The sequence below is a fragment of the Mesorhizobium sp. CA16 genome (genome assembly GCF_020165175.1).
GTDB lineage: Bacteria > Pseudomonadota > Alphaproteobacteria > Rhizobiales > Rhizobiaceae > Mesorhizobium.
On record NZ_JAIUHP010000011.1, the window covers coordinates 1 to 23,236 of the forward strand.

Annotated in this window: 24 protein-coding genes; 17 read left to right on the plus strand and 7 right to left on the minus strand. The window is 63.0% G+C overall.

What is annotated here, in order from left to right:
- Positions 1–30 precede the first annotated feature (30 nt).
- On the minus strand, positions 31–795 hold the full coding sequence (gene cobF / locus LB525_RS16500; RefSeq protein WP_095764772.1) for a precorrin-6A synthase (deacetylating): 765 nt from the start codon (positions 793–795) through the stop codon (positions 31–33).
- Between the two features lie 143 nt (positions 796–938).
- Between cobF and LB525_RS16505 the strand changes: the two genes are divergently transcribed.
- The 6 genes from LB525_RS16505 (at position 939) to LB525_RS16530 (ending at position 6,639) form a co-directional block, all read left to right on the plus strand.
- Positions 939–1,952 (plus strand): DUF4424 domain-containing protein, encoded by a 1,014-nt coding sequence (locus LB525_RS16505; protein WP_224545408.1) that lies wholly within the window; start codon positions 939–941, stop codon positions 1,950–1,952.
- Positions 1,952–2,470, plus strand: a complete 519-nt coding sequence (locus LB525_RS16510) for a dihydrofolate reductase (protein WP_224545409.1) — start codon at positions 1,952–1,954, stop codon at positions 2,468–2,470. The genes LB525_RS16505 and LB525_RS16510 overlap by 1 nt, the downstream gene beginning before the upstream one ends.
- Positions 2,471–2,717: 247 nt before the next feature.
- A complete protein-coding gene (gene hflK / locus LB525_RS16515) occupies positions 2,718–3,833 on the plus strand; it encodes an FtsH protease activity modulator HflK (protein ID WP_224545410.1) in 1,116 nt (371 codons plus the stop codon).
- Positions 3,833–4,783: a protease modulator HflC gene (gene hflC, locus LB525_RS16520; RefSeq protein WP_224545411.1), complete on the plus strand. Its 951-nt coding sequence runs from the start codon at positions 3,833–3,835 to the stop codon at positions 4,781–4,783. The genes hflK and hflC overlap by 1 nt, the downstream gene beginning before the upstream one ends.
- Positions 4,784–4,788: 5 nt before the next feature.
- Positions 4,789–4,974: a DUF2065 domain-containing protein gene (locus LB525_RS16525; RefSeq protein WP_095764777.1), complete on the plus strand. Its 186-nt coding sequence runs from the start codon at positions 4,789–4,791 to the stop codon at positions 4,972–4,974.
- Between the two features lie 147 nt (positions 4,975–5,121).
- The gene (locus LB525_RS16530) at positions 5,122–6,639 is read left to right on the plus strand and encodes a DegQ family serine endoprotease (RefSeq protein ID WP_224545412.1); all 1,518 of its coding nucleotides are present in this window, start codon (positions 5,122–5,124) and stop codon (positions 6,637–6,639) included.
- 46 nt (positions 6,640–6,685) lie between these two features.
- Here LB525_RS16530 and LB525_RS16535 read toward each other — a convergent pair whose 3' ends face one another.
- On the minus strand, positions 6,686–7,258 hold the full coding sequence (locus LB525_RS16535) for a GNAT family N-acetyltransferase (RefSeq protein WP_224545413.1): 573 nt from the start codon (positions 7,256–7,258) through the stop codon (positions 6,686–6,688).
- Positions 7,255–8,142, minus strand: coding sequence for a phosphoserine phosphatase SerB (gene serB, locus LB525_RS16540; protein ID WP_224545414.1), 888 nt, complete (start codon positions 8,140–8,142; stop codon positions 7,255–7,257). Before serB ends, LB525_RS16535 begins: the two co-directional genes overlap by 4 nt.
- Between serB and miaA the strand changes: the two genes are divergently transcribed.
- Positions 8,132–9,076, plus strand: coding sequence for a tRNA (adenosine(37)-N6)-dimethylallyltransferase MiaA (gene miaA, locus LB525_RS16545; protein WP_224545533.1), 945 nt, complete (start codon positions 8,132–8,134; stop codon positions 9,074–9,076). The genes serB and miaA overlap by 11 nt on opposite strands.
- A 125-nt stretch (positions 9,077–9,201) precedes the next feature.
- Positions 9,202–9,993, plus strand: a complete 792-nt coding sequence (locus LB525_RS16550) for a GGDEF domain-containing protein (protein ID WP_140839836.1) — start codon at positions 9,202–9,204, stop codon at positions 9,991–9,993.
- A 166-nt stretch (positions 9,994–10,159) separates the two neighbouring features.
- Here LB525_RS16550 and LB525_RS16555 read toward each other — a convergent pair whose 3' ends face one another.
- The gene (locus LB525_RS16555) at positions 10,160–11,992 is read right to left on the minus strand and encodes an ATP-binding protein (RefSeq protein ID WP_224545415.1); all 1,833 of its coding nucleotides are present in this window, start codon (positions 11,990–11,992) and stop codon (positions 10,160–10,162) included.
- Between the two features lie 153 nt (positions 11,993–12,145).
- On the opposite strand from LB525_RS16555, the gene LB525_RS16560 reads away from it, so the two are divergent.
- Genes LB525_RS16560 through LB525_RS16570 form a run of 3 tightly spaced genes read left to right on the plus strand, consistent with a single transcriptional unit; the run spans position 12,146 to position 13,604 of the window.
- Positions 12,146–12,712, plus strand: a complete 567-nt coding sequence (locus tag LB525_RS16560) for a helix-turn-helix domain-containing protein (protein ID WP_224545416.1) — start codon at positions 12,146–12,148, stop codon at positions 12,710–12,712.
- A gap of 5 nt (positions 12,713–12,717) precedes the next feature.
- Positions 12,718–13,026, plus strand: a complete 309-nt coding sequence (locus LB525_RS16565) for a hypothetical protein (protein WP_224545417.1) — start codon at positions 12,718–12,720, stop codon at positions 13,024–13,026.
- A 38-nt stretch (positions 13,027–13,064) separates the two neighbouring features.
- Positions 13,065–13,604 (plus strand): GNAT family N-acetyltransferase, encoded by a 540-nt coding sequence (locus tag LB525_RS16570; RefSeq protein ID WP_224545418.1) that lies wholly within the window; start codon positions 13,065–13,067, stop codon positions 13,602–13,604.
- On the opposite strand, the gene LB525_RS16575 is transcribed toward LB525_RS16570, so the two are convergent.
- Complete coding sequence (locus tag LB525_RS16575; RefSeq protein WP_224545419.1) at positions 13,596–14,480, minus strand: LysR family transcriptional regulator; 885 nt, start codon at positions 14,478–14,480, stop codon at positions 13,596–13,598. The two genes, LB525_RS16570 and LB525_RS16575, sit on opposite strands and share 9 nt — an antisense overlap.
- Before the next feature lie 110 nt (positions 14,481–14,590).
- On the opposite strand from LB525_RS16575, the gene LB525_RS16580 reads away from it, so the two are divergent.
- Positions 14,591–15,742, plus strand: coding sequence for a gamma-butyrobetaine dioxygenase (locus LB525_RS16580; RefSeq protein ID WP_224545420.1), 1,152 nt, complete (start codon positions 14,591–14,593; stop codon positions 15,740–15,742).
- Entirely contained in the window at positions 15,739–16,329 is a 591-nt protein-coding gene (locus LB525_RS16585; protein WP_224545421.1) for an HD domain-containing protein, read from the plus strand. The genes LB525_RS16580 and LB525_RS16585 overlap by 4 nt, the downstream gene beginning before the upstream one ends.
- A 52-nt stretch (positions 16,330–16,381) precedes the next feature.
- Here LB525_RS16585 and LB525_RS16590 read toward each other — a convergent pair whose 3' ends face one another.
- Together LB525_RS16590 and LB525_RS16595 are read right to left on the minus strand one after the other, a co-directional pair.
- Positions 16,382–18,190, minus strand: a complete 1,809-nt coding sequence (locus tag LB525_RS16590; RefSeq protein WP_224545422.1) for an NAD(P)/FAD-dependent oxidoreductase — start codon at positions 18,188–18,190, stop codon at positions 16,382–16,384.
- 83 nt (positions 18,191–18,273) lie between these two features.
- Positions 18,274–18,429, minus strand: a complete 156-nt coding sequence (locus LB525_RS16595; protein WP_224545423.1) for a hypothetical protein — start codon at positions 18,427–18,429, stop codon at positions 18,274–18,276.
- Between the two features lie 345 nt (positions 18,430–18,774).
- Between LB525_RS16595 and LB525_RS16600 the strand changes: the two genes are divergently transcribed.
- The 4 genes from LB525_RS16600 (at position 18,775) to tcmP (ending at position 23,174) form a co-directional block, all read left to right on the plus strand.
- Positions 18,775–20,556: an acetolactate synthase 3 large subunit gene (locus LB525_RS16600; RefSeq protein ID WP_140839856.1), complete on the plus strand. Its 1,782-nt coding sequence runs from the start codon at positions 18,775–18,777 to the stop codon at positions 20,554–20,556.
- Positions 20,557–20,698: 142 nt separating this feature from the next.
- Positions 20,699–21,274 (plus strand): acetolactate synthase small subunit, encoded by a 576-nt coding sequence (ilvN, locus tag LB525_RS16605; protein ID WP_027169049.1) that lies wholly within the window; start codon positions 20,699–20,701, stop codon positions 21,272–21,274.
- Positions 21,275–21,423: 149 nt separating this feature from the next.
- The gene (locus tag LB525_RS16610; protein ID WP_224545424.1) at positions 21,424–22,254 is read left to right on the plus strand and encodes a phage Gp37/Gp68 family protein; all 831 of its coding nucleotides are present in this window, start codon (positions 21,424–21,426) and stop codon (positions 22,252–22,254) included.
- A 38-nt stretch (positions 22,255–22,292) separates the two neighbouring features.
- Positions 22,293–23,174 (plus strand): three-Cys-motif partner protein TcmP, encoded by an 882-nt coding sequence (tcmP, locus tag LB525_RS16615; protein ID WP_224545425.1) that lies wholly within the window; start codon positions 22,293–22,295, stop codon positions 23,172–23,174.
- The last annotated feature ends 62 nt before the right edge of the window (positions 23,175–23,236 follow it).

Genomic DNA, 23,236 nt, shown 5'->3' on the forward strand with positions numbered 1-23,236 from the left:
ACTCCCCTACTCCCCTACTCCCCTACTCCCTTACTCCCCTGATTTTCTCAGCAGATAAATGTCCATGATCCAGCCCTTCTTTCGTCTGGCGTCTTCACGAACCCTTTCGATTTCGGCACCGACGTCGCCCAGGCGTCCGGAGATGACGATCTCGTCGGGCGTGCCGAGATAGGCGCCCCACTGGATAAGGACGTCCTTGTCGGCAAGCGTGTTGAAGGCGCATTTGCCGTCGAGCATGACGACGGTGGAGCCGGCATTGGCTGGCAGTCCTTCTTCGGTTAACCGGCGACCGGTCGTCACCAGGATCGAATCGCCGATGCGGTTGAGCGCGGTCGCGTGGGCGGCGGCCAGCGCCTGGATCGCGGTGATGCCGGGGATGACCTCGAGCTCGAAACCGACATTGCCTCTCAGGCGCACGCGCTCGAGGATGCGCAGCGCGCTGTCATAGAGCGACGGATCGCCCCAGATCAGGAACGCGCCGCAGCCATCTTCGGCAAGCTCGTCGCGGATCAGAGCCTCATAGATCTCGGCGATCGCTTCGTGCCAGTCGTCGACTGTCACACGATAGGACGATGTCGGTTCGGCCCGAACCGGCACATCGAACTCGACCCGGCGCGATTTCGGATTGGTGACGAAGCGGTCGCAGATCTGCCGGCGCAGATCGGCAAGATCGTTCTTCTTCGCTCCCTTGTCGGGAATGAACAGCGCGTCGGCGCGGTTCAGGCCGTCGATGGCCTGGACCGTCATGTGGTCGGGATTGCCGGCGCCGATGCCGATGACGAGAAGCTTGCGCATGGCGATCTCCTGCCCGATCGGCGACGCGGTGTCCAGAAGTACCCGTATCCGGTGACGAAGGGCTTTGAAACGCTATCTTGAAACGGGTAGATGGAAGAGCGCATCCGGCTGATCCGGGTATCGCGGCACAGAGGAGGGGGTCCATGTTACGCACCGTACTGACCGCAGCGCTGGTAATAACGGCCGCTCCGGCCTTCGCCAATGATTCCGTCGCCGAGCTCGGCACAGGCGGGCTGATCCTGTCGCGCAGCGACGCCGTCGCCATGCAGAGCGAGAATCTTTTCATCTCGCCGGAGAAGGTGACGGTCGACTATGTCTTCCGCAACAACACCGACAAGGATGTCAGCTCCATAGTCGCGTTCCCGATGCCCGACATCGAGGGCGATCCGAACGAGATGCCGGCAATCCCGGAGGCTCAGAGCGATAATTTCCTCGGCTTCGAGGTGACGATCGACGGCGTCGATGCGAAGCCGCAGCTGGAGCAAAAGGCGCTGGCGCTCGGCATCGACATCACCGCTGACCTCAAGGCGCAGAACGTGCCGCTCTATCCATTCGGCGGCGCCGCCAAGGCGGCGCTGGCGAAGCTGCCCAAGGATGTCGCCAAGGACTGGGAAGATCGCGGCATCATCATCGAAGATACCGCCGATGACGGCTCGGGCATGCAAACCACCTTTGCGCCGTTCTGGCAGCTGCGCTCGACCTACTGGTGGCGCTCGACCTTCCCAGCCAACAAGGAGGTTCATGTCTCGCACCGCTACAAGCCCAGCGTCGGGGGCACCTCCTCGGTCAGCTTTTTCTATGATGGGCAGTTCCAGGGCCAGTATGCGGCCTACAAGACCCGCTATTGCATGGATCAGACGTTCGAGAACGCGGTGCGCAAGGCGGCCAAGGCAAATCCGGACGGTTATCCGAAATATTACGAGAGCCGCATCGCCTATATCCTGACCACCGGCGGCAACTGGGCGGCCGGGACGATTGGCAATTTCAAGCTCACTATCGACAAGGGCAGCCCAAAAAACCTCGTCTCCTTTTGCGGCGACAATGTCAAAAAGGTCGGGCCGACGACGTTCGAGGTCACCGCGAAGGATTTTTATCCCGAGCACGATATCGACATCCTTCTGCTTGAGCCGTCGGACAATGGCGGGAACGGCGGCTGATGGATATCGCGATCTATGTCGCCATCGCCGAAAACGGCGTGATCGGCCGCGAAGGCGGCCTGCCGTGGCGGCTTTCCACCGATCTCAAGCGCTTCAAGGCCGACACGATGGGCAAGCCGATCATCATGGGCCGCAAGACCTATGAAGGCATCGGCCGGCCGCTGCCCGGCCGGCTCAATATCGTCGTGACGCGCGACAAGGCCTGGCGCGCCGAGGGCATCGAGGTGGCCCATTCGCTGGATGACGCGATCGCGCTCGCCAAGGTGCGCGGCCGCTGCATGGCGGGAGCGGAGGAGATCTGCGTGGTCGGTGGCGGCGAGATCTATGCCCAGGCCTTACCGCTTGCCGACCGGCTGCATGTGACCCATGTGCTGGCTAGCGTCGATGGCGATGCGCATTTCCCGCCGATCGATCCAAGCATCTGGCAGGTCGTCAGCGCCGAGGATTTTCCTGCCGGCGAGAAAGACAGCCACGCCACGCGTTACACCGTTTACGAGCGCCGGCGCGACGATCGTTGACGACGACAAAGGGTCGCTACCCGTCCAAATCGCACGGGGACGATGGCACATCGCGTTGAAAGCGGGTCAAGGCGTCCCTATAGAAGAACGGTGTTGCAGCGGCGCGCGTCCAACCGGACGCGCAACAGGCCGCCGTAATACTTTGATTTTGGGGCATGATTCCTTTTCGAAAACCGATATGGGTTTTCGTGGTCATGCGCTAGGATTGCGCCGCAAGGCCTGAGGGAACCGAAGCGAAAGGACATTCATGCCCTGGAACGACAAGAGCGGTGGCGGCGGCCCATGGGGCGGCGGCGGCAATCAGGGGCCCTGGGGGCAGGGACCGAAAGGGCCAAGCGGCCCGCAGGGTTCGCCCCCCGATCTTGAGGACATCATCCGCCGCGGCCAGGACAGGCTGCGACGCGCGCTTCCGGGCGGCGGCGGCGCGAGCCCGGCCGTGCTCGGGCTGATCGCGGTGGCGCTCATCGTGCTGTGGGCCTTCAAGGCGATCTACACCGTGCAGCCCGACGAGGTTGCGGTCGAACTGCGCTTCGGCCAGCCGAAGTCCGAGCTTTCGCAGCCGGGCCTGCATTTCCACTGGTGGCCGATCGAAACGGTCGAGACCGCCAAGATCTCCGAGCAGCTCGTCAGCATCGGCGGCGGGTCGAGCAGCGGCTCCGGGCTGATGCTCTCCGGCGACCAGAACATCGTCAACGTGCAGTTCTCGGTCGCCTACCAGGTCTCCGATCCCAAAGCCTATCTGTTCGATGTTTCAGATCCTGACGGCATGCTGACCCAGGTCGCCGAGAGCGCCATGCGCGAAGTCGTCGGCCGGCGGCCGGCGCAGGACATCTTCCGCGACGACCGCCAGGGTATCGCAACCGGGGTGCGCGAGATCATCCAGGGCACGCTCGACGGCTACGAGACCGGTCTCCAGGTCAACGCGGTCTCGATCGAGGACGCAGCGCCCCCGCGCGAGGTGGCCGACGCGTTCGACGAGGTGCAGCGCGCCGAGCAGGACGAGGACAAGTTCGTCGAGCAGGCCAACCAGTATTCCAACCAGAAGCTCGGCCAGGCGCGCGGCCAGGCGGCTCAGGTCCGCGAGGACGCCGCCGCCTACAAGAACCGCGTGGTGCAAGAGGCGGAAGGCGAGGCGCAGCGCTTCATCTCCGTCTACAACGAATATGCCAAGGCGCCCGACGTCACGCGCAAGCGCCTCTACCTCGAAACCATGGAGAAGATCCTGAAGGACTCCAACAAGGTCGTCGTCGAGCAGGGGAACGGTCAGGGCGTGCTGCCTTACCTGCCGCTGCCGGCTTTGCAGCCGAAAGCGCAGCCGGCGCCGGCCCCGCTGAGCGGCGTCACGACGGGAGGCAACCAGTGATGGCCAACCGTCTTCCCATCATCGCCGTCATCGCGGCTGTCCTTCTGTTCCTGCTCTACTCCGCGGTGTTCGTGGTCAATGCCGGCCAGCAGGCGATCGTGCTCAGGTTCGGCGAGATCATCGACGTCAAGAACGAGCCCGGCATCTACTTCAAGGCGCCGTTCGCCTTCTTCGATGCAGACAGCGTGCAGATGGTCGAGAAGCGGGTGATGCGCTTCGATCTCGACAACATCCGCGTCCAGGTCTCGGGCGGCAAGTTCTACGAGGTCGACGCCTTCATCGCCTATCGCATCTCGGATCCGCGCACGTTCCGCGCGGCGGTGTCCGGTCAGGTTGAATTGGCCGAGGCACGGCTGCGGACACGTCTCGATGCGGCGCTTCGCCGTGTCTACGGCCTGCGCGACTTCGAGGCCGCGCTTTCGGAGGAACGCGGCGTGATGATGCGCGAGGTGCGCGATCAGCTTCGCCCCGATGCGACCTCGCTCGGCCTCGACATCGAGGATGTGCGCATCCGCCGGACCGACCTGACGGCGGAGGTCTCGCAGCAGACCTATGACCGCATGAAGGCCGAGCGCCTGGCGGAAGCCGAGCGTCTGAGGGCGCGCGGCAACGAGGCCGCACAGCGCATCAGGGCAAGGGCCGACCGCGAGGTCGTCGAGATCGTCGCCGAGGCGCAGAAGGAATCGGAGATCCTGCGCGGCGAGGGCGAGGCGCAACGCAGCGCGACCTTCGCGGACGCCTATAAGCGCGACCCGGCCTTCTTCGATTTCTATCGCTCGATGAATGCCTACGGCACGGCGTTGGACAACACCGGAACGACGATGGTGCTCTCGCCCGAATCCGAGTTCTTCCGCTACTTCCGCGATCCGGGCAGCAAGCCTCAGCCCGGGCAGCCGGCCGCGCCCGCGACGCCTGCCGCACCGGCCGCGCAACCCAGCACCGCCCAGTAGCGGCGGTGCAGGACTTTGTCGCGGCGATCGGGCTGGTCCTGGTGATAGAGGGCTTGGTCTATGGCGGGTTTCCGGGCCTTGCCCGGAAACTGGCGAGCGAAATGCAGTCGATGCCCGAGAACGCGCTGCGGTTCGGAGGATTGGCGGCAATCGCGGTTGGCGTAGCCATTGTGTGGCTGGTTCGCGGCTGATGAAATTCATTGGTGCCGCGGCGACGGACGATTTATCCTGAGAAGACTGGCATAGCCGCAAACGTGCCGTATTTCTTGCCAACATGAACCGGACAGGGCGTCTTTGCGGAAAACGCCTGTCCTTTTCAGACACACCGGGAGGCCACGATGATATCCGACACCCTGTTGCGCGCGGCGCGGCGCATGGTCTTCGCCGGCGCCACCGCATTCGCGGTCGGCATTGTTGCCGTCCCGTCCTTCGTCACACCGACGATCGCCTCCGACGGGCCGCCCTCGGTCGCCGATCTCGCCGAGCGCCTGCTTGGCGCGGTGGTCAACATCTCGACCTCGCAGACGGTGAAAGGCACGGAAGGGCCGGGCGCGGTGCCGATGCCGCAGCTGCCCGAGGGCTCGCCGTTCCAGGACTTCTTCGACGATTTCTTCAAGAACCGCGGCGGCGACAAGGGGGGTGGCGCGCAGAAGGTGCAGTCGCTCGGCTCCGGCTTCGTCGTCGACGCCGAGCAGGGTATCGTGGTGACCAACAACCACGTCATCGCCGATGCCGACGATATCGAAGTCAATTTCTCCGACGGCATCACGCTGAAGGCGACGCTCGTCGGCACCGACACCAAGACCGATGTCGCGGTGCTGAAGGTCGACCCCAAGGGTCACAAGCTGACGGCGGTGAAGTTCGGCGATTCCACCAAGATGCGCGTCGGCGACTGGGTGATGGCGATCGGCAATCCGTTCGGCCTGGGCGGCACGGTGACGGTCGGCATCGTCTCGGCGCGCAACCGCGACATCAATTCCGGCCCCTATGACGATTTCATCCAGACCGACGCCGCCATCAACCGCGGCAATTCCGGCGGCCCGCTGTTCAACGCTGAGGGCGAGGTCATCGGCATCAACACGGCAATCATCTCGCCGTCGGGCGGCTCTATCGGCATCGGTTTTTCCATCCCTTCGCAGCTTGCCGCCGGCGTCGTCGACCAGCTTCGCCAGTATGGCGAGACGCGGCGCGGCTGGCTTGGCGTGCGCATCCAGCCGGTGACGGCGGACATCGCCGAAAGCCTTGGCATGGCGACCGCCAAGGGCGCGCTGGTGGCCGGCGTCATCAAGGGCGGGCCGGTCGACAACGGTTCGGTGCAGGCCGGCGACGTCATCATCAAGTTCGACGGCAAGGATATCCATGAAATGCGCGACCTGCCGCGTGTCGTCGCCGAAAGCCCGGTCGGCAAGGCGGTCGACGTCGTCATCGTGCGCAAGGGCGTCGAGCAGACCGTCAAGGTGACGCTCGGACGGCTGGAGGACGGCGAGAAGCTGGCCAGCGGCGAGAACGGCAACACCGACCAGGACAAGGGCGACAAGGCGACGCCTCCGGTGTCGACGGCCTCGGTGCTCGGCATGACGGTCGGCGAGCTCAACGACCAGACACGGCAGAAGTTCGGCATCGCGGCCGATGTGTCCGGCGTGGTCATCACCGACGTCGCCAAGAATTCGGCGGCGGCCGAGCGCGGCATCCAGCCCGGCGAGGTGATCACCGAGATCGCGCAGGAATCGGTCGGCACGCCGAAAGACGTCATGGACCGGATCGGCGCATTGAAGGAGCAGGGCCGCAAGAACGCGCTCTTGATGCTGGCGTCGAAGACCGGCGAGCTGCGCTTCGTAACGATCCGGATGGATTGAGTCCGGAACGTCCGGTAACCGATTGATGTTTCAATGAATGGGGCGGCTAGCGAGCCGCCCTTTTTCGTGCCTGCCAATCCTGGCGCGACAGCCTGTAGAGGACATGCCGCTTGAGATGTGGGTGGGTGTCCGGCACGGCGGGGTGGTCGAAATCGGCACCAGGATCGGCTCGCATGCCGAGGCGCTTCATCACCGCGATGGAGCGATAGTTTTTGGCGACGGCGAAGGAGACGATCGCCTCCAGCCTCAGCGTTTCGAAGCCATAGGCGAGCCAGGCTTCAGCCGCTTCGGTGACATAGCCCTTGCCCCAGAATTCCGGCGCCAGCCGCCAGCCGATCTCGATCGTGCCGTCCGGTAACGATGGCACATCATCCGTATCCAGGAGACCGACAAAGCCGATGCATTCGCCGGTGGCCGCGATCTCGGCGGCGGCGAAGCCGTAGCCATCCTCCTCGATCCAGCCGCGGAATTCGTCCATCATGGCGTCGGCGGTCGCACGGTCGCGGCGGAACGGGAAGAATTCCATCACGCGCTCGTCGGAGTTGATGCGGTGGAAAAGCGCGCGGTCGCGCTCTTCCCAGTTGCGCAGGATCAGGCGCTCGGTGCGGATCGGCTTCATTCTGAAAACTCATCCCGGCGATAGCCCTGGAGATAGAGCAGCGCGGTCAGATCGCCGTGATCGATGCGGATGCGGGCCTGCTCGGCCACCGTCGGCTTGGCGTGAAGCGCGATGCCAGTGCCGGCAAGACGGATCATATCGAGGTCGTTGGCGCCGTCCCCAACCGCAATCGCGTCCTCGGTGGTCAGTCCGAGCCTCTTCGCGATGTCGAGCAGCGCTTCGGCCTTGGCGGCGCGGCCGAGGATCGGCTCGGCCACCATGCCGGTGAACGTGCCGTCTTTCTCGATCAGGCGGTTGGCGCGGTTTTCCTGGAAGCCCAGCATATCGGCGATGCGGCTGGTGAAGACGTCGAAGCCGCCGGAGACCAGCGCCGTCCAGGCGCCATGGGCGCGCATCGTTTGCACCAAGGCGCGGCCGCCGGAGGCGAGCGTCAGCCGGTTGGCGATGATGCGGTCGACCACGGCTGTGTCGAGGCCTTTCAGCAAGGCGACGCGCTCGCGCAAGGCGGGCTCGAAGGCGATCTCGCCATTCATCGAGCGCGCGGTGATCGCCGCCACATGCTCCTTGACGCCGATCTCGTCGGCAAGCTCGTCGATGCATTCCTGGTCGATCATGGTCGAATCCATATCGGCGAGCAGGATCTTCTTGCGCCTGCCTTCGGCCGGTTGGACGATGACGTCGACCGGCTCGGAAGCCAGCGCCGCGCGCAGATTGGCGGTCATTTCGCCGATATCCGGCGTCTGCGGCAAAACGAGATCGCAGGCGACGTCCTCGGCCAGCCAATGAACGGCGCTTGCGCCGGCGGCCCGCAAGGCCATATTCGCAAGCGAGGCCGGCACGGCGCGGGCTTCTGGACGGGACACTAAAGTGGCGATCAGCGGCATCGAAGATTCCGGCAGGCAGGCGGGCGAAGGCCGCATCAAGAACGCGATCCTGATAGCCGGGCCGACAGCCAGCGGCAAGTCGGCGCTGGCGCTCGATCTCGCCGAACGCAATGGCGGGGTCATCGTCAACACCGATTCCATGCAGGGCTATTCGGTGCTCGACGTCCTGACGGCGCGGCCGAGCGCCGCCGAAATGGCACGCGTTCCGCATTTCCTTTACGGCCATGTCCATCCCGCCACCGCCTATTCCACCGGCGCCTGGCTGCGCGACGTGACAAAGCTGATCGACGACGGCGTGCTGTCTGGCCGTCCGGTCGTTTTCGTCGGCGGCACCGGGCTTTATTTCCGCGCGCTGGCCGAAGGTATCTCGGATATGCCGGACATTCCGGCGTCAGTCCGCGAGCGCTGGCGCTACGAACTCAAGGAACAAGGCGCCGAAAGGCTGCATCGCCTGCTGATGCACGAGGATTCGGCTATGGCCATGCAACTCAGGCCGACCGACGGCCAGCGTATCGTGCGGGCGCTCGAAGTGCTCGACGCTTCCGGGCGCTCGATCCTCGAATGGCAGGCGGTGCGCGGCCGGCCGCTGATCGATCGCGACAGCGCGCGCTTCCTGGTCATCGAGCCGGACCGCGAGCAACTGGTTCGGCGCATCGACGCGCGCTTCGACCAGATGCTCGACAAGGGCGCTCTCGACGAAGTGCGTCGACTCACCGCGCTCGGCCTCGACCCGGACCTGCCGGCTATGAAAGCGATCGGCGTGCGGGAGCTGCAGGCGGCGATGGCCGGACAATCGGATTTTCCCGAAGCCATTGAGCGCGCCAAGATCGCGACCCGGCAATATGCCAAGCGCCAGTCGACATGGTTCAGGCATCAGCTGGGCGGGGAGTGGCGCAGGCTGCGGCCGGGCGACGAACCGGCTGTTCAGGACTGACTAAAAGCTTTTTCAATCAGCGCCTTAAAATCGCCGGCTCCAATTCTCGCCAAGGTTGTTCGGATTAACGGTCCGTAAGGTCGGCCATGCCATAACCTTTGGGGCTACAGTGCCGCGGGGAGTTGATGCGTTTCCACAAGGCGGAATCCGCATTTTTCGTCTTTATTTTTGTGATCCTGGCCGCGGGCCTGGTGACCTTCCATGCCTATGGCCAGTTGCAGGACATCGCCGCCGACCTCGATGCCGCATCGCGCGTCGACAGAATCGTCTATCTCAACAAACTTCTGTTCGTCACCGGGGCGCTGCTGGCAACCGCGCTGTTCTTCGGCACCTTCTTCATCTACCCGCTGATCCGCGGCCAGGTGCGGGAAGAGGGCAAGCTCAGGGCCATGACGGTTTCGCTAAGTGCCCGCTCGCAGACGCTCGAGCAGGCGGCGCTCACCGACAGTCTGACCGGAATGCAGAACCGCCGCTATTTCGATGATGCGCTGCGCGAATATCTCCACGAGTTTCGCCGCATCGACAGGCCGGTCGGGCTGATGATCCTCGATCTCGACCATTTCAAGCAGGTCAACGATACGCATGGCCATGACGTCGGCGACGAGGTGCTGAGGGCCGTCGCCACCTGCCTGCGGGGCATGACGCGCTATCACGATGTGGTGGCGCGGCTGGGCGGTGAGGAGTTTGCCGTCGTCACCCCCAACATGGATGTCGAATTGCTCGCCAGGTTCGCCGAGCGCATCCGCAAGGCGGTCGCCAACATGTCGATCATGTCGGGCAATGTGCGGCTGAAGGTCACCACCAGCGTCGGCCTCGCCGTCTGGGACCACAAGGAGAGCGCGGAGGATTTCTACCGCCGCGCCGACCGCCAGCTCTATGAGGCGAAGAAGCAGGGCCGCAACCGCGTCTGCGCCTAAAATTCCGACATGAATTCATGAGGCCGGTCAACTGACGCGCCTTTCTCGACTTCCGGTGCTCACGGACTACATGTCCGCTCCGCTCCGGCTTCTCGAAGGCCACGTCATTCGATCCGGCCTGATGAATTCCTGTTCGGAATCTGGCTGTGCTTGCGAAGTTGGTCGTTCAATCGTTGAGCTGGCGCATGCCGAAGGTCGAGGGCTTCAGGCCGTAGCGCGTGTCGAAGTCGTCGTCCGGCTGCACGCGCGCGGCGGTGGCCGGCTTCTTGTAGTCCGGGTCGCCGGCCTGGCGGGAGGAATCCACAGCCTCAGCGAAGGCCATGGCCTGCTGCGGCTTCGGCACGTTGCGCAGCCGCTCGACGATCATGGCGAGATCGACGTCGTTGCCATCCACGGAAGACTCGATCTTCTCGCCCTTAGCGGTGCCCGGGATGAACTCCTGCGGCAGCTTCTCGAACTTCAGCCGCATGGTGGTCGCCACGCCTTCGCCGAAGGCGATGGCTTCGCGCTGCCCCATCGAGGAGAGGAACGCCAGGGTCGAGGCCGAGGAATCGGCGATTGCCGAGCGGATGATGGCCTGGTCCTGCTCGTTGGCAAGCCGCATGGCGAAGAAGGTCGAGCATTGCGACAGGATGGTCGGGTCGAGCTCGCCCGGGCGCTGGGTGACGACGCCGAGATAGCAGCCATATTTGCGGCCTTCCTTGGCGATGCGCGACAGCGCGTGCCTTGTCGGCGCGAAGCCGAGACGCGGATCGGCCGGCATGTAGCGATGGGCTTCCTCGCAAAGCAGCAGCAGCTTCAGCCGGCCCTCGCTCCACAGCGCCAGGTCGAAGGCCAGGCGTGCCAGCACCGAGCAGACCGAATTGACGACTTCCGAAGGCATGCCCGCCATCTCGAAGCAGGTGACCGGTCGACCATGGTTGGGGACGCGGAAAATATTGCCGATCGTTTCGTGGATGGTGTCCTCGATCAGCCGCGAATTGAACATGAAGCGGTAGCGCGGATCGGCTGCCGCCGATTCGATGCGCGTTTTCAGCGACTTCAAGGTCGGGCGGTCGTTCTTGCTTTCGAGCATGCCCATGCGCTCGTCGATCTGCTTGATGAGATCAGCGACGCGGTAGGGCACCGGCGTGTCCGCCGTCAGCGCGTCGCTGCCGCGCCTGACATAGGTGCCGGAATTCGGGTTGCGGTAAAGGTTCTTGGCGGCGGGGATCAGGTCGCGCAGGACATCCACTTCCTCGGGCACCGTCTCGCGGCCGCGAAACAGCACTTCGGCGAACTCCTCCAGCCTGAACATCCAGAACGGCAGGTCGAGCGTCTTGGAATCGACCTTCACGCAATATTCCGGCAGCGAGGCGGCGAACTCGTTATGCGGGTCGAGGATGAGCACGCGCAGATCCGGACGCGCTTCGATCGTCTTGCGCAACAGCAGCGAGACAGCTGTCGACTTGCCGACACCGGTGGTGCCGACGATGGCGAAATGACGCGCCAGCGTGTCGTCGATGGCGATGTTGGCATCGATCGATTCATCCTGCGACAGGTTACCGATGGTCACCGAATGGCGCCCGGCCAGATCGTAGACCGCCTGCAGGTCGCGGGTTCGGATACGGTGAGCAATGGCGCCGATATGCGGGTAGGTGGTGATGCCACGGTCGAACACCGGCTTGGCGCCGGGCTCGACGCCGTCGCGAACCTCGCCGACCAGTTCGACGCTGACTTCGATCGGATTCTGCCCTTCGTGGTTCCAGGCGCGATCCGATTTGCCGATGGCATAGACAAGGCCGACCGTTCGTGTCGAACCGAGATTGATGGAGATCATCTTACCGACCGTCCAAAGGCCGCTGATCGCGCCTTCGGTGTCGTCGGCATGGGCACTGATGGTGGCGCGCGCGCCGTCGCATTGCACGACATTGCCCAGAATCCGCTTGTCGTTCTGCTGGATGTTGCGGCGCTCCTGCGAAGTCGGTTCGCCAACGGAGGCTTCGCGTTCGACAAACATGGCTGACCTGATCCCATTCCCCTGGAGCCTCGACCCTACCCAATCGGGGTTAAAGTCAGGTGAGGTCGGATGGTGTAGGCAGCGTTAAGCCCACCGTGACAATTCGATCGACTGGCCTCTTTCCAGGCCGAGAAAATCCGATATATTGGACGAATGGATGATATATCGAATGGTATTACCGCCACGATCGGCAGGCGGATACGCTCCGAAAGAACGCTGAGGGGCTGGTCGCTTGCCGAATTGGCCGAGCGCTCGGACGTTTCGAAGGCGATGCTGAGCGCCATCGAACGCGGTACGACCAGTCCGACCGCGGCGCTTCTGGTGCGCATCGCGGCGGCCTTCGGCATGACGCTGTCGACGCTGATCGCGCGGGCCGAGATGCAAGGCGGCGGCATTTCGCGCCGGGACGAGCAGCCGATCTGGCAGGATCCGGCAACCGGGTACATCAGGCGTCATCTATCGCCGGCATCGCAGATGCCGTTGGAACTGGTCAGGGTCAGCCTTCCGGCAGGTGCCAGGGTCAGTTTGCCGGCGGCGTCCTACGCCTTCATCAAACAGCAGATATGGCTGATCGACGGAAGGCTGGATTTCACCGAGGGCGATGTGGTGCACCGGCTCGAGCCTGGCGACTGCTTGGCGCTGGGCGCGCCCTCGGATTGCGTCTTTCATGCTCCCGGACCGGGTGCGGCGGAGTATCTCGTGGCGCTGGTCAGGGACTGACTCCGATGTCTCGCCGGCCAAAACGCTCGCACAATGGCGGGCCGCCGCTCGACGACTATGACGGCCCGCCCTGGGGCAAGGGCGATGCCTACATTTTCCTCGCCTGGCGCGCCGCCCACGACAAGGCTTGGAAGGCGCCAAGCCACACCGTCATGCTGATGCGGCTGGAGAGAGCCGAACGGCTCGGTCTGACCTACGAGGAATATACGCTCGAGATCCTGGAGCGTGGCCGCCATCTCGGCGCGGACGACGCCGACCGTATCGCCGAAATCAGGCGGGCGCGACGGCGGAAACGCATCAGCCATTTCGAATGACCTCGTCAACGACATATCATCACCTGGAGAGCACCAGCATGAACTCCCTTGAAATCCGGGCGCTGAGCGACGACGCGGCGACCATCGCGATGCTCACCGATCTGCTGATCGCGACGGTCGCCGCCGGCGGATCGGTGAGCTTCATGCATCCCTTGTCGGCGGAGGCCGCGCGGGAATTCTGGCGCAAGTCGCTTGCCGCGGCGGCGCGCGGAGAAAGGGCGGTGCTGGGCCTATGGCAGGGCGAGGTGCTTGCCGGCACCGTCACGTTGTTGCTCGACTTCCCGCCCAACCAACCGCACCGCGCCGAGATCGCCAAGCTGATGACCGGCCGCGACCATCGCGGCAAAGGCATCGCGACCGCCCTGATGCGGGCAGCGGAGAAACTGGCCGTCGAGAAAGGCCGTACGCTGCTGGTGCTGGACACGGCCAGCGAAGAGGGCGCGGCCGGGCTTTATGAGAAACTTGGTTTCACCTTGGCCGGTGAGATCCCCGATTTCGCGCTCAAGCCACACGGCGGGCTCACCGGCACCCTCATCTATTGGAAACGGATCGGGGCAGCGGCCGACACGCTATCCTGAACTTCCGGCAATGTGCGACAGAAGCCAGCGGCGAAAATCCTGCTCGGCGCCGGAGAGCCGCGACGATGAGGGTCTCGTCAGGAAATGGCCCGACGGGCTCGAAAGCTCGAAATCCGAAAGCCTGACGAGAACCTTGTCCTTGAGGGCCGCGTCGATCAGTGGCCGCGAGCCGAGCAGCGCCCCGGCGCCGACCTTCGCGGCTTCCATGGCGGCGACGAAACTGTCGAAGCGGTGCGAGCGCCCGGGATGGCCGGAAACTCCCGCGGCTGCGAACCATTCCGCCCACATCTCGCGCGCGCCCGCCACCAGGAGAAGCGGCAACAACGTCCACTCGCCACCTTGGGCGAGCGGCGGAGCCGCGACCGGGACAAGCCGCTCGACGGTCAGCCGGTCGGCCTCGCGCCCGGGAAAGGATCCGTTGCCGAAACGTATGTCCAGCGCCGAGCCCGGCTGGTCGTAGTCGGTCGGCCGATGGATGGTCACCAGATCGAGCCGGATCTGCGGCAGCACCTTTGCCAGGTCCGGAAGAGTCGGGACCAGCACCAGCATCGCGAAAGAGATGGGGACGCGGATGCTGACGATCTGCACGGCACGCGGCTCGAACAGCTCGTTCGTGCTGTTGCCGATGGTCGCGAATGCCGACTGGATGTGCGGGAGATAGGCCGCACCTTCCGGCGACAGAGCCACGCCGCGCGCCAGACGCGCGAACAATCGCGTTTTGAGCCGCTCCTCCAGAAAACGGATGTGCTGGCTGACGGCGGCTTGCGTGAGTCCGAGCTCGGCGGCCGCGGCAGTGAAGTTCGACAGGCGGGCGGCCGCCTCGAAACTGCGCAGCCAGTCGAGCGGAGGTATCGCATCGAAAGTTCTTCCAGCCATCAGAAATTTAGCGCCATCACCCGAAAAACGATAATTTGAATTATGCCTTTGATGAAGCCACCATGCAATCCGTACCCGCAGCCGCGGATCTAGGATGGGAGCTTTTGGGCATGTTGACGACAGTGACGCTGGGCGACGAGGGACGAACCATCGAGCTTGGCTGGAAGGACGGAGCGCGCAGCCGCTTCCATGCCATATGGCTGCGCGACAACGCGCTGGACGACAAGACGCGCAGCGCCGGCAACGGACAGCGGCTGATCACCATCCTCGACATTCCGGCCGAGACGCGGATCGGCGCGGCTGAGATCAAGGGCGGAGCGCTGGAGGTCACATTCGCTCCTGAAGGCAAGGCCGTCAGCTTTCCCTCAAGCTGGCTCCGCTCTCATGCCTATGATCGCCAGCAGGCGCGCGAACCCGGCTGGACGGGAGGCGACATAGAGCGCTGGACGAAAGCCACAATGCAGAATTCCGTGCCGCGCGCGACCTATACGGAGGCCAGCCGCGACAGCGATGTGCTGCGGCATTGGCTGGCCGCGGTCCGCAGCTTCGGCTTTGCCGTGATGGACGGCCTGCCTGCCGAATCCGGCGCGCTGTGCAAGGTGGCCGACCTGTTCGGCTACATCAGGGAGACCAATTACGGGCGCTGGTTCGAGGTGCGCGCCGAGGTCAATCCGAACAATCTGGCCTACACCAATCTCGGCCTGCAGGCGCATACCGACAATCCCTATCGCGATCCGGTGCCGACGCTGCAGATCCTCGCCTGCATCGAGAACACGGTCGAAGGCGGCGAGTCCAGCGTCATCGACGGGTTCGCGGTGGCTGCCGCACTTCAGTCGGAAAATCCGGATGGCTTCCGGCTGCTCTCTTCCTATCCAGCGCGTTTCGAATATGCCGGCTCGTCGGGCGTGCGGCTGCAGTCCAAGCGGCCGATGATCGAGCTCGGGCCCGATGGGGAGCTCATCTGCATCCGCTTCAACAACCGCTCGCTGGCGCCGGCGGTCGACGTGCCCTTCGCCGCGATGGACAAATACTATGCGGCCTACCGCCGGTTTGCCGAGCTGATCGAGGATCCTGCCTTCGAGGTGACGTTCAAGCTCGAGGCGGGGCAATCCTTCATCGTCGACAACACCCGCGTCATGCATGCGCGCAAGGCGTTTTCCGGCAGCGGCAAGCGCTGGCTGCAGGGCTGCTACGCCGACAAGGACGGCCTGCTGTCGACGCTTGCGGCGATCGAGCATGGTTTAAGGGAGGCGGCGGAATGAATCCGAACGAATTGAACGCCGGAAATATCGTCGAGTTCATCGCCGATATTTTCGAGCGCCGCGGCGCCGAATCCTATCTCGGCGAGCCGGTCACCATGTCGGAGCATATGCTGCAGGGCGCGTGGCTGGCCGAGCAGGACGGCGCGCCGGAGGAGCTTGTAGCGGCGGCGCTGCTGCACGACATCGGCCACTACACCAGCGAGTTCGGCACCTATTCGCCCGACGACGTCGAGGACAAGCACCATGACGAGGCGGGCGGTGAGGTGCTGGCGCCGTTCTTCCCGCCGCTCATCGTCGAATGCGTCAGGCTGCATGTCTCGGCCAAGCGCTATCTCTGCGCCACCGATCCGACCTATTTCGGCAAGCTGTCGCCGGCTTCGGTGCATACGCTGTCGCTCCAGGGCGGGCCGATGAGCGCGGAGGAGGTGGCTGAGTTCCGCAGCAATCCCTTCCACGACGAAGCGGTGCGCGTGCGCATCTGGGACGAAGGCGGCAAAATCGCCGACATGAAGACGCGGGCCTTTCGCGACTACGTGCCCTTGCTGGAGCGAGTGGTGAAGAAGTTCGCGGCTGAAAAGGCAGCATAGATGGCAGAAGCCCGGCCGGTCGGGCTTCTACCATCCGCGAGAGCGCCGTGCGTCAGCTCTTGTGATGGACCTCCTGCAGCCCGTAGACGGGCGTCGGCAAGCCGACCTGCCTGGCTTTGAGCTGCAGCGACAGATACTGCGAATAATGGCGCGACTGGTGCAGGTTGCCGCCGTGGAACCACAACGCTTCCTGCTGCGTCGGCTTCCACATGTTGCGCTGCTCGCCCTCCCAGGGACCCGGATCCTTGGTGGTGGCGGAGCCGAGGCCCCAGACCTTGCCGACCTTGTCCGCCACCTCTTGCGAGATGAGGTCGGCGGCCCAGCCGTTCATAGAGCCGTACCCGGTGGCATAGATCACCAAGTCAGCCGGCAATTCGGTGCCGTCGACGAACTTGACACCGGTTTCGGTGAGTTCCTGCACAGCGGCGCCCGGTCCGCTCTTCAGTTTGATCGAGCCGTCGATGACGAGGTCGCAGGCGCCGACATCGATATAGTAGCCGGAGCCGCGGCGCAGATATTTCATGAACAGGCCCGAGCCGTCGTCGCCCCAGTCGAGCATGAAGCCGGCCCTTTCCAGGTCGTCGTAGAATTTCGCGTCGCGTTCCTTCATCTGCCGGTAAAGCGGGATCTGGAACTCGTGCAGGATGCGGTAGGGCAACGAAGCGAAGATCATGTCGGCCTTGCCCGTCGTCATGCCGTTCTCCACCGCCTGCTCGGAGTAGAGCGCGCCAAGCCCGATATCCATCAGCGTGTCCGACTTGACGATGTGGGTCGACGAGCGCTGCACCATGGTCACGTCGGCGCCGCCTTCCCACAGCGCCGCGCAGATGTCGTGGGCCGAGTTGTTGGAGCCGATGACCACCACCTTCTTGCCGCGGTATTTGTCCGGTCCGGGATGGGTCGAGGAGTGCTGTTGCTCGCCCTTGAAGATGTCCTGGCCTTTGTATTTCGGCCAGTTCGCCTTGCCCGACATGCCGGTCGCCAGCACCAGTTGCTTCGGCTTGAGCACGATCTCCTTGCCGCCGCGCTCGACGACGATCGTCCATTCCTTGGCCTTCTCGTCGTATTTGGCGGATTTGGCGGTGGTGGAAGACCAATAGTTCAGCTCCATCACCTTGGTGTACATTTCCAGCCAGTCGCCGATCTTGTCCTTGGGCGCGAAGACCGGCCAGTTCTTCGGGAAGTCGATATAGGGCAGGTGATCGTACCAGACCGGGTCGTGCAGGCAGAGCGACTTGTAGCGCTTGCGCCAGGAGTCGCCCGGACGCTCGTTCTTCTCGACGATGATGGCCGGCACGCCGAGCTGTTTCAGCCGGGCGCCGAGCGCGATACCGCCCTGGCCGCCACCGATGATGACGACATAGGGTTGCTTGGTGTGGCCGAGCTCGGCGATCTCGTCGTCGCGCTCCTCACGCCACGTCTTGCGGCCCTTGCCGTGGCCGTGCTTGGCGCCGAGAGGACGCGTGAAGCCGGCCTTCTCCTCATGGCCTTTCAGCTCCGCCATGGTGGTGAGCAGGGTCCAGATCAGGTCGCCCTTGAACCGCACGAGCCCAAAGCCGCGCGCCACGCTCGTCTCGAAGGTGATCCAGGCAGTGGTGACGCCGCCGTCTTCGCTCGCTTCCTCGCCCTTGGCCACCGCCCAGGCCGTCGGCCTAGTGCTGGCCAGCGTCGCTTGCAGCATGTCGCGGATCTGGTCCTGGCCCTCCATCGTCTTCAGGTTCCAAGTGAAGGTGACGAGGTCGCGCCAGTAGCAATCGGCCTGGAAGCAGTTGACGGCGCTGTCGATGTCGCCGGCTTCCAGCGCCTTGCCGAACTTGTCGAGCAGCGCTTGCGCCTTGGTGGTGGGTGTTCTCTCAAGCATTTGTTCTCCTCCACTTTGCTAGAGTCCGGCATGAGCAGTAAGCAGCCTGCCAACCGCGATGCTCATGGGCGATTGCAATGAAATCAATCTGTTAGGACGATATGGGCTTCGATCGGCCGTGCCGGGTCGAGTCGATGGGTATCGATGCAGCGCAGCCAGGATTGAACTATGACATCGTCGCGAGACGATCGCACGCCGGACAGGACCTGCTCGATCTCGCGTATGTGCTCGCCAGCCATGCGTCCTCCTCGCACGTCTTTTGCCAGCGTATAGTGGTGCGTCGGAGAGCGACGCTCAACTGTACTAAGGTAGCTGTGGGGTGGTTGCGCGCAGGCGCCGTCTCTCACAGGCGAGTGAATTCGCGCTGGACCCCATTGACGAGCCCGCGTTTTGGCCCTTATTGTCCGCGCCCATGAAAACGGCACTCATTCTCGTAGGCTGGCGCGTGGGCAAGGCGGTGTAACCGCCGGGCGAAAACCTCCCATGCGCATCACACAGGCTCCCTCGGGGGCCTTTTTTATTGCCTTGAACACGACTAAACGACCAGCAAATCGCCAGGCGGCGAACATTACGGGACCAGACCGATGAGCAACGGACAGAACGAGCGGCGCGAAATGACGGGCGCCGAAATGGTGGTGCAGGCGCTGAAGGACAACGGCGTCAAGCATGTGTTCGGCTATCCGGGCGGCGCCGTGCTTCCGATCTATGACGAGATTTTCCAGCAGGACGAGGTCGAGCACATCCTGGTGCGGCACGAGCAGGGCGCCGGCCACGCGGCCGAAGGCTATGCCCGCTCGACCGGCAAGGCCGGCGTGCTTTTGGTGACGTCCGGCCCCGGCGCCACCAATGCGGTGACGCCGCTGCAGGACGCGCTGATGGATTCGATCCCGCTGGTCTGCCTGACCGGCCAGGTGCCGACGTCGCTGATCGGCTCCGACGCCTTCCAGGAATGCGACACGGTGGGCATCACGCGGCCCTGCACCAAGCACAACTGGCTGGTGAAGGACGTCAACCAGCTCGCCGCCACTATCCATGAGGCCTTCCATGTCGCGACGACGGGGCGTCCCGGCCCGGTCGTGGTCGATATTCCGAAGGACGTGCAGTTCGCCAAGGGCATCTACGTGCCGCCGCAGACGGCGCCGCGCACCAGCTACCAGCCGAAGGTCCAGGGCGATCTGGAGAAGGTGAAGGCCGCGGTCGAGCTGATGGCGGGCGCGAAGAGACCGATCATCTATTCGGGCGGCGGCGTCATCAATTCTGGCCCCGAAGCCAGCCATCTGCTGCGCGAGCTGGTCGACCTCACCGGTTTCCCGATCACCTCGACGCTGATGGGGCTGGGCGCCTATCCGGCCTCCGGCAAGAACTGGGTCGGCATGCTCGGCATGCACGGTACCTACGAAGCCAATATGGCCATGCATGATTGCGACGTGATGGTCTGCATCGGCGCGCGCTTCGACGACCGCATCACCGGCCGGCTGAGTGCGTTCTCGCCGAACTCGAAGAAGATCCACATCGACATCGATCCATCCTCGATCAACAAGAACGTCCATGCCGATGTCGGGATCCTCGGCGATGTCGGCCGCGTGCTGGAGGATCTGGTGCGGCTATGGCGAGCGACCGCCAAGGTCGACAAGAAGGCGCTTTATCCGTGGTGGGAGCAGATCGCGAAATGGCGGGCGCGGGATTCGCTCGCCTACAAGATGAACAACGACGTCATCATGCCGCAATACGCGATCCAGCGGCTCTACGAACTAACCAAAGATAAGGACACCTACATCACCACCGAGGTCGGCCAGCACCAGATGTGGGCGGCGCAGCACTATCATTTCGACAAGCCGAATCGCTGGATGACGTCGGGCGGCCTCGGCACCATGGGCTATGGCCTGCCGGCCGCGCTCGGCGTGCAGATCGCGCATCCCGACGCGCTGGTCATCGACATTGCCGGCGATGCTTCGGTGCAGATGACCATGCAGGAGATGAGCTCGGCGGTGCAATACGAGGCGCCGATCAAGATATTCATCCTCAACAACCAGTATATGGGCATGGTGCGCCAATGGCAGCAACTGCTGCACGGCAACCGGCTGTCGCATTCCTACACCGAGGCGATGCCGGATTTCGTCAAGCTGGCGGAAGCCTATGGCGGCCACGGCATTCGCTGCGACAAGCCGGACGAGCTCGACGACGCGATCCGCGAGATGATCACGGTGAAGAAGCCGGTGCTGTTCGACTGCCGCGTGGCGACCTTGGCCAACTGCTTCCCGATGATCCCGTCGGGCAAGGCGCATAACGAGATGCTGCTGCCCGACGAGGCGACCGACGAGGCGGTGGCCAACGCCATCGACGCCAAGGGCAGGGAATTGGTTTAGAGCATGATGCCGAAAAGTGAGAAGCGGTTTTCGGGCAACATCATGCTCCATCCATAACACCAGCCATCAAGGCGGGGCTGTCGCAAGAAAGCCGTGCGCAAACAGAGAATTAGCTCAAAAGTCTGAAATCGAGATTCACGTCATGAACGCACAGCACCTTCAACCGACCGGCTCCGCCTATTTCATCGCCAAGGAAACCGAAAAGCCGGAAACGCACACGCTTTCCGTGCTGGTCGACAACGAGCCGGGCGTGCTTGCCCGCGTCATCGGCCTGTTTTCCGGTCGGGGCTACAACATCGAAAGCCTTACCGTTTCAGAGACTGAGCATGAGAAGCATCTGTCGCGCATCACCATCGTGACGCGCGGCACGCCGCATGTGATGGAGCAGATCAAGCATCAGCTCGAGCGCATCGTGCCGGTGCACCGGGTGGTCGACCTGACCGTGCGCTCGCATGAGCTTGGGCAGGAGCGGCCGCTGGAACGCGAGCTCGCGTTGGTGAAGGTCGCCGGCACCGGCGACGCCCGGGTCGAGGCGCTGAGGCTCGCGGATGCTTTCCGCGCCTCGGTCATCGACGCCAACACCGAGCATTTCATCTTCGAGATCACCGGCAAGGGCTCCAAGCTCGACCAGTTCATCGCCATCATGAAGCCACTCGGCCTGGTCGAGATCTGCCGCACCGGCGTCGCCGCGATGAACCGCGGTCCGCAGGGAATGTGAGCGCGGCAGACATCGCTCGGTGGCGGGTCGATCAGCTGCCAACGTCATGTCAGCTTGACCTTCCCCACGACCACTGGCGACGGTGCTGCGTTCATTTTTCCACCTACGCACAAGCTTAAGATTCCAAATTATGCTAGGAGAATCTGAGCATGGCTGAATTTTCGAAGATCGAGTGGACAGACCATACGTTCAATCCATGGACAGGCTGCACCAATGTCAGTCCTGGCTGTGATCACTGCTACGCCGAGGCATGGTCTAAGCGATCAGGGCACGTGAAATGGGGCAACAACCCACGCAAGAGAACGACTGATCAATATTGGAAGGCTCCAGCCATCTGGCAGGCGAAGGCGGCAGAGTTCTCCGCTCGAAATGGCCGTCGCCAGCGTGTGTTTTGCGCGTCTCTCGCTGATGTATTCGATAATCAGGCGGAGCCGCAATGGCGCTTTGATCTATTCTCGCTTATCAAAGCCACACCATCTTTGGACTGGCTTCTGCTGACAAAGCGGCCACAAAACGTACGGAAGATGTTGCCGGCGGACTGGGGCAGAGGCTATTCCAATGTCTGGCTGGGATTCACTGCGGAAGACCAGGCCCGATACGATCAACGGTGGAAGCATCTCCAAGCAGTACAATGCGTCGTGAGATTCGTCTCATACGAGCCCGCAATAGGGCCTTTGCGGCTGTGCGATAGCGCGATTCAGCCAGACTGGCTCATAGCCGGTGGCGAGAGCGGCCACGGTGCGCGTCCAATGGATCCTCAATGGGCTAGAGACATAATCGCCGACTGCGAATCGAAAGGGGTGGCGCCGTTCTTCAAACAGTGGGGGTCCTATTCAAACCACCCAATGGTGTATGAGGACGGTGTAGCGATGGATGCCGTCAAGGCTTGCGATCCACACGGCAAGGGAGGCGGTCTACTGGATGGCCGCATTGTCAGGAATTTTCCCTCGCCTCGATATGAGTCTGTTATTGCAGCGTAGCACTTGACTTGGCGTCTGCTTCACCGTTCGATGTCGGGATGGGGGAGCAGATCAATCTGTTCTCGGATCTGCCTGATGTTTCAGCGCCAGGGATGAAATTGCCGGCGCTTAAAACACCCGTCTGGACTGAGAACAAAGCCAAGTTAATTGCCAAGTACCTTTTCTACTTTGTGCTGATCACCAAGCACGGAGCCTACATCGATGGCTTTGCTGCACCAAAGCAACCTGAAATTGAAGGGTCCTGGGCAGCGAAGCTGGTACTTGAGTCCGAGCCCCGATTCCTTCGAGACTTCTTCTTCTGCGAAATTGAGCCGGAAAGGGCCAAATACCTTTATGAGCTTGTCGCTAACCAACCAGTCACAAAGCCAAAGCGGCACACTCAGGTTTTGGTCAAGGACTTCAACATCGCTGTCGCTGACGTTCTTGCGTCGGGAAGGATTACGCCGAAAAAGGCAACGTTCTGTCTGATCGATCAATATTCCTTTGAATGTCACTGGGCGACGCTTGCGGCGCTTGCCGGTCACAAGTCGCTTGGTAACAAAATTGAACTATTCTACTTCCTCGGTAGTGGATGGCTCGATCGTGGCCTGGCCGGCTTTACCGCGAACCTTGACGTTCCTGAGAGGTGGTGGGGCCGCGCGGACTGGCGATCTCTGGTTGGAATGAACGGATGGAGCCGTGCTCTGCTCTTCTGTGATCGCTTCAAAGAGGAGTTCGGCTACAAGCACGCACATCCCTGGCCTATCTACGAACGCGGATCCTCAGGAAAAGTGATGTTTCACATGATCCATGCCAGCGATCATGACGAAGCACCGCTGATCATGCATCGAGCCTATCGAAACGCGACAAAAGCAAACGAGCCGCTTGAGGCGACGCAAGCCAGTCTGCTCGATCTACTTGCGAAACTGCAAACTACTTGAGTTTGCCATCCTATGTGCGAATGCAAGTCGCCTAGTTGATCTGGCGGCAACCCTGGCTAGTT

Coding starts and splice junctions, on each gene's coding strand:
- cobF (WP_095764772.1), bottom strand. CDS start 795: ATGCGCAAGCTTCTCGTCATCGGCATCGGCGCCGGCAATCCCGACCAC.
- LB525_RS16505 (WP_224545408.1), top strand. CDS start 939: ATGTTACGCACCGTACTGACCGCAGCGCTGGTAATAACGGCCGCTCCG.
- LB525_RS16510 (WP_224545409.1), top strand. CDS start 1,952: ATGGATATCGCGATCTATGTCGCCATCGCCGAAAACGGCGTGATCGGC.
- hflK (WP_224545410.1), top strand. CDS start 2,718: ATGCCCTGGAACGACAAGAGCGGTGGCGGCGGCCCATGGGGCGGCGGC.
- hflC (WP_224545411.1), top strand. CDS start 3,833: ATGGCCAACCGTCTTCCCATCATCGCCGTCATCGCGGCTGTCCTTCTG.
- LB525_RS16530 (WP_224545412.1), top strand. CDS start 5,122: ATGATATCCGACACCCTGTTGCGCGCGGCGCGGCGCATGGTCTTCGCC.
- LB525_RS16535 (WP_224545413.1), bottom strand. CDS start 7,258: ATGAAGCCGATCCGCACCGAGCGCCTGATCCTGCGCAACTGGGAAGAG.
- serB (WP_224545414.1), bottom strand. CDS start 8,142: ATGCCGCTGATCGCCACTTTAGTGTCCCGTCCAGAAGCCCGCGCCGTG.
- LB525_RS16550 (WP_140839836.1), top strand. CDS start 9,202: ATGCGTTTCCACAAGGCGGAATCCGCATTTTTCGTCTTTATTTTTGTG.
- LB525_RS16555 (WP_224545415.1), bottom strand. CDS start 11,992: ATGTTTGTCGAACGCGAAGCCTCCGTTGGCGAACCGACTTCGCAGGAG.
- LB525_RS16560 (WP_224545416.1), top strand. CDS start 12,146: ATGGATGATATATCGAATGGTATTACCGCCACGATCGGCAGGCGGATA.
- LB525_RS16565 (WP_224545417.1), top strand. CDS start 12,718: ATGTCTCGCCGGCCAAAACGCTCGCACAATGGCGGGCCGCCGCTCGAC.
- LB525_RS16570 (WP_224545418.1), top strand. CDS start 13,065: ATGAACTCCCTTGAAATCCGGGCGCTGAGCGACGACGCGGCGACCATC.
- LB525_RS16575 (WP_224545419.1), bottom strand. CDS start 14,480: ATGGCTGGAAGAACTTTCGATGCGATACCTCCGCTCGACTGGCTGCGC.
- LB525_RS16580 (WP_224545420.1), top strand. CDS start 14,591: ATGTTGACGACAGTGACGCTGGGCGACGAGGGACGAACCATCGAGCTT.
- LB525_RS16585 (WP_224545421.1), top strand. CDS start 15,739: ATGAATCCGAACGAATTGAACGCCGGAAATATCGTCGAGTTCATCGCC.
- LB525_RS16590 (WP_224545422.1), bottom strand. CDS start 18,190: ATGCTTGAGAGAACACCCACCACCAAGGCGCAAGCGCTGCTCGACAAG.
- LB525_RS16595 (WP_224545423.1), bottom strand. CDS start 18,429: ATGGCTGGCGAGCACATACGCGAGATCGAGCAGGTCCTGTCCGGCGTG.
- LB525_RS16600 (WP_140839856.1), top strand. CDS start 18,775: ATGAGCAACGGACAGAACGAGCGGCGCGAAATGACGGGCGCCGAAATG.
- ilvN (WP_027169049.1), top strand. CDS start 20,699: ATGAACGCACAGCACCTTCAACCGACCGGCTCCGCCTATTTCATCGCC.
- LB525_RS16610 (WP_224545424.1), top strand. CDS start 21,424: ATGGCTGAATTTTCGAAGATCGAGTGGACAGACCATACGTTCAATCCA.
- tcmP (WP_224545425.1), top strand. CDS start 22,293: ATGGGGGAGCAGATCAATCTGTTCTCGGATCTGCCTGATGTTTCAGCG.